This window comes from Mesorhizobium sp. M7A.F.Ca.US.007.01.2.1 (genome assembly GCF_003998165.1).
Taxonomy (GTDB): domain Bacteria; phylum Pseudomonadota; class Alphaproteobacteria; order Rhizobiales; family Rhizobiaceae; genus Mesorhizobium; species Mesorhizobium ciceri.
Genome location: NZ_RZQP01000415.1, coordinates 1 through 2,537, shown reverse-complemented (window position 1 = coordinate 2,537; position 2,537 = coordinate 1). Strand labels below are relative to the sequence as shown.

The window sequence follows — 2,537 nt, the reverse complement described above, 5'->3', positions numbered from 1 at the left end:
CTTCTGAGCCGTCTTCTTGGCATCGGGAACGCCGGCCAGCAGCCTGAACTCCTTCAGCCCCGAAGGGGCGAGATCTTCCATCAGTTCAACGAAATCCATGTGCACCATCCGACGGACCCGCCGAGCCAGGTGCGGAATTGGGCTCGACGGTTCGGTACGGTCATAGAAGGCGACGACCAGGTCGAGGCATTTCACCACGTCGTCGCGCGAGGAGATCCGGTCGGGGAGTCCCGTGCTCGAGTCCGCATAGCTTGCCATACTTGCCATAGCATCGGCTCCATGACCGTTTCGAGCAGGCGTTGCCAGTTCCGTCGGCACCGCCTGCGTGGCTGCGCCATTCGTCACCGCGCCGGCCGCTGAATTCCGTTCAAGTGTCGTCAGCAAACGCTGCAGGAACCGTTTTAAGTCCGGAACGGGAGTGCCGCTGCCCTCGAGACGAGCGTTGAGCGCAGTCTCGAGCGCATCCAGTGCCGTGATCGTCGCCCGGGCGTCGGCGATGAGCTGGACCATCTCCGCATTGGCCTGATCGATCTGTGCCGCACATGCGGCACGCACCCGATTCAAGAGTTGTCCGTGCGCACTGACCAGCTGCGCTTTTTCCGCCGCATTCAGCCCCGAGGCGGCTTCCTGGAGCATGACGCGATCGTCGAGCGCACCCTTCTCCAGGTCCTTGCCCTGAACCGGGCCGATTGCGCGCGGCGCGAAGAACGTCATTTGCCGCAGATTCGCCAACAACCCGTCCTGACCATTCTGCAGGTCGATCAGCGCGTTGATACGGCGCAAGGCGGCATCGCGCGGCGAAGCGTTGGGCCGCATAGCCGGATGCATGGTGTCCCAATGCTGATCGAAGGTCTGCGCGATCAGCGTCAGACCTTGCGCCAATCCGGCCAGCCCGTCTTCATTGGCCAGCGCGCGCGTGACGATGACAAGCAGGCGCAAGTCCCTGCCATGCGCGCGCAATTCCTCCGCCTTTGCGAGCACAGCGGGCCAGTCGACTGGAATCGTGCTTTGCGAGCCGGCCTTATTGTTGCCGTCGTGGACGACCTTGAGTTGGGCTTCGGTCAGGCGCTCCAACTCATGGAAAGCCGGGTCGTTGCGCAAATCTTCCCCGGACGGATTCTCACCGTCTAGCGAAGAAAGCCAGAGTGCGAGATCAATCACACCAACCCCCAGCGAAGGCCCTCAAACCTTATGTGACCCTACGTTATCACACCGGTGCACTTTACCACAATTCAACGAGTGCTCCAAAATTAACAGAAGCTGAACACCGCCGAGTACCGAACTCCGTGGCGCAATTGTCAATCCGTATGAGAAATGCATCGCGCAGGGCGCGCAATTCCGCTGTTGTTTGCAGCCGGTGGTGCAAGACTTCCACAATACGAGGAAGCTGGCTGAACCAGGCATTGAGGCCTCGTCCACAACGCACTTTGTCAAGTGGCGGCATCTGTGGCAGTTTATCGGCTGGCAGATTGCAGGAGCACGTTCGATGGAACAGCGCCGGTCGTCGCAGAGCTTCAAGCGTAAGGAACTGGTCGGCAAGCTTGATCCTGTCGGGGTGCGCGCCTTCAAGGCCGCGGCCGATAGCGCCAAGCTGCGCGGCAATCCTTACGTCGAACTCGTTCACTTCATCGAGCAGCTGGTGCTTTCCGACCGCTCCGATGTGCAAATGATAATCGCCGATGCGGGACTGGATGCCAGCCGGCTCACGGCAGATATGACCCGTGCCGTCGACAAGTTGCCCTATGGCGCAACCTCGATCGAGGAATTCTCCGATCATATCTTCCATGCAATCCAGGAAGCCTGGAACCTCGCGACGCTGGAGTTCGGCGTCGAGGAAGTCCGCAGCGCCCATATTCTGCTTTCCTGCCTGAAAACCCCGGTTCTGGAAGGCCTGCTGTCGAAGATCAGCGGCGAGTTCGACAAGATCGACGCCGATGCGGTTGTCGCGCGGTTCGCCGATGTCGTGGAAGGTTCGCTCGAAGGCGGCGCAGCCATCGCGGTTCCCGCGGCTGAAACGCCGAAGCGGACCATGGGCGGAGATTCGGCCTTGGCGAAATTCGCCACCGATCTGACCCAACGCGCCCGCGAGGGCAAGATCGATCCGGTCGTCGGCCGCGATCCGGAGATCCGGCAGATAGTCGACATCCTGATGCGGCGTCGGCAAAACAACCCGATCCTGACCGGCGAGGCCGGGGTCGGCAAGACGGCGGTCGTTGAGGGCTTTGCCTTGCGTATCGCTCAGGGCGATGTGCCGCCCACGCTGCAAGGCGTCAGCGTGCGCATGCTCGATGTCGGATTGATGCAGGCGGGCGCCAGCGTGAAGGGCGAATTCGAAAAACGGCTGAAGGCTGTGATCGACGAGGTTCAATCGTCCGAAACGCCGGTCATCCTGTTCATCGACGAGGCCCACACCTTGATTGGCGCCGGCGGTGCTGCCGGAACCGGTGATGCCGCCAATCTCTTGAAGCCGGCGCTGGCACGGGGCGAACTTCGCACCATCGCCGCAACGACCTGGGCCGAATATAAGCAGCACATCG

General features: G+C 61.5%; 2 protein-coding genes. One reads left to right on the top strand and one right to left on the bottom strand.

The window, feature by feature from the left end:
- Nucleotides 1–1,161, bottom strand: a 1,161-nt coding sequence (tssA, locus tag EN949_RS34510) for a type VI secretion system protein TssA (protein WP_127371961.1), incomplete at its 3' end; no start/stop codon positions are given.
- Nucleotides 1,162–1,486: 325 nt separating this feature from the next.
- Between tssA and EN949_RS34505 the strand changes: the two genes are divergently transcribed.
- The coding region (locus EN949_RS34505) for an AAA family ATPase (RefSeq protein WP_127371960.1) at nucleotides 1,487–2,537 on the top strand (1,051 nt) is incomplete at its 3' end.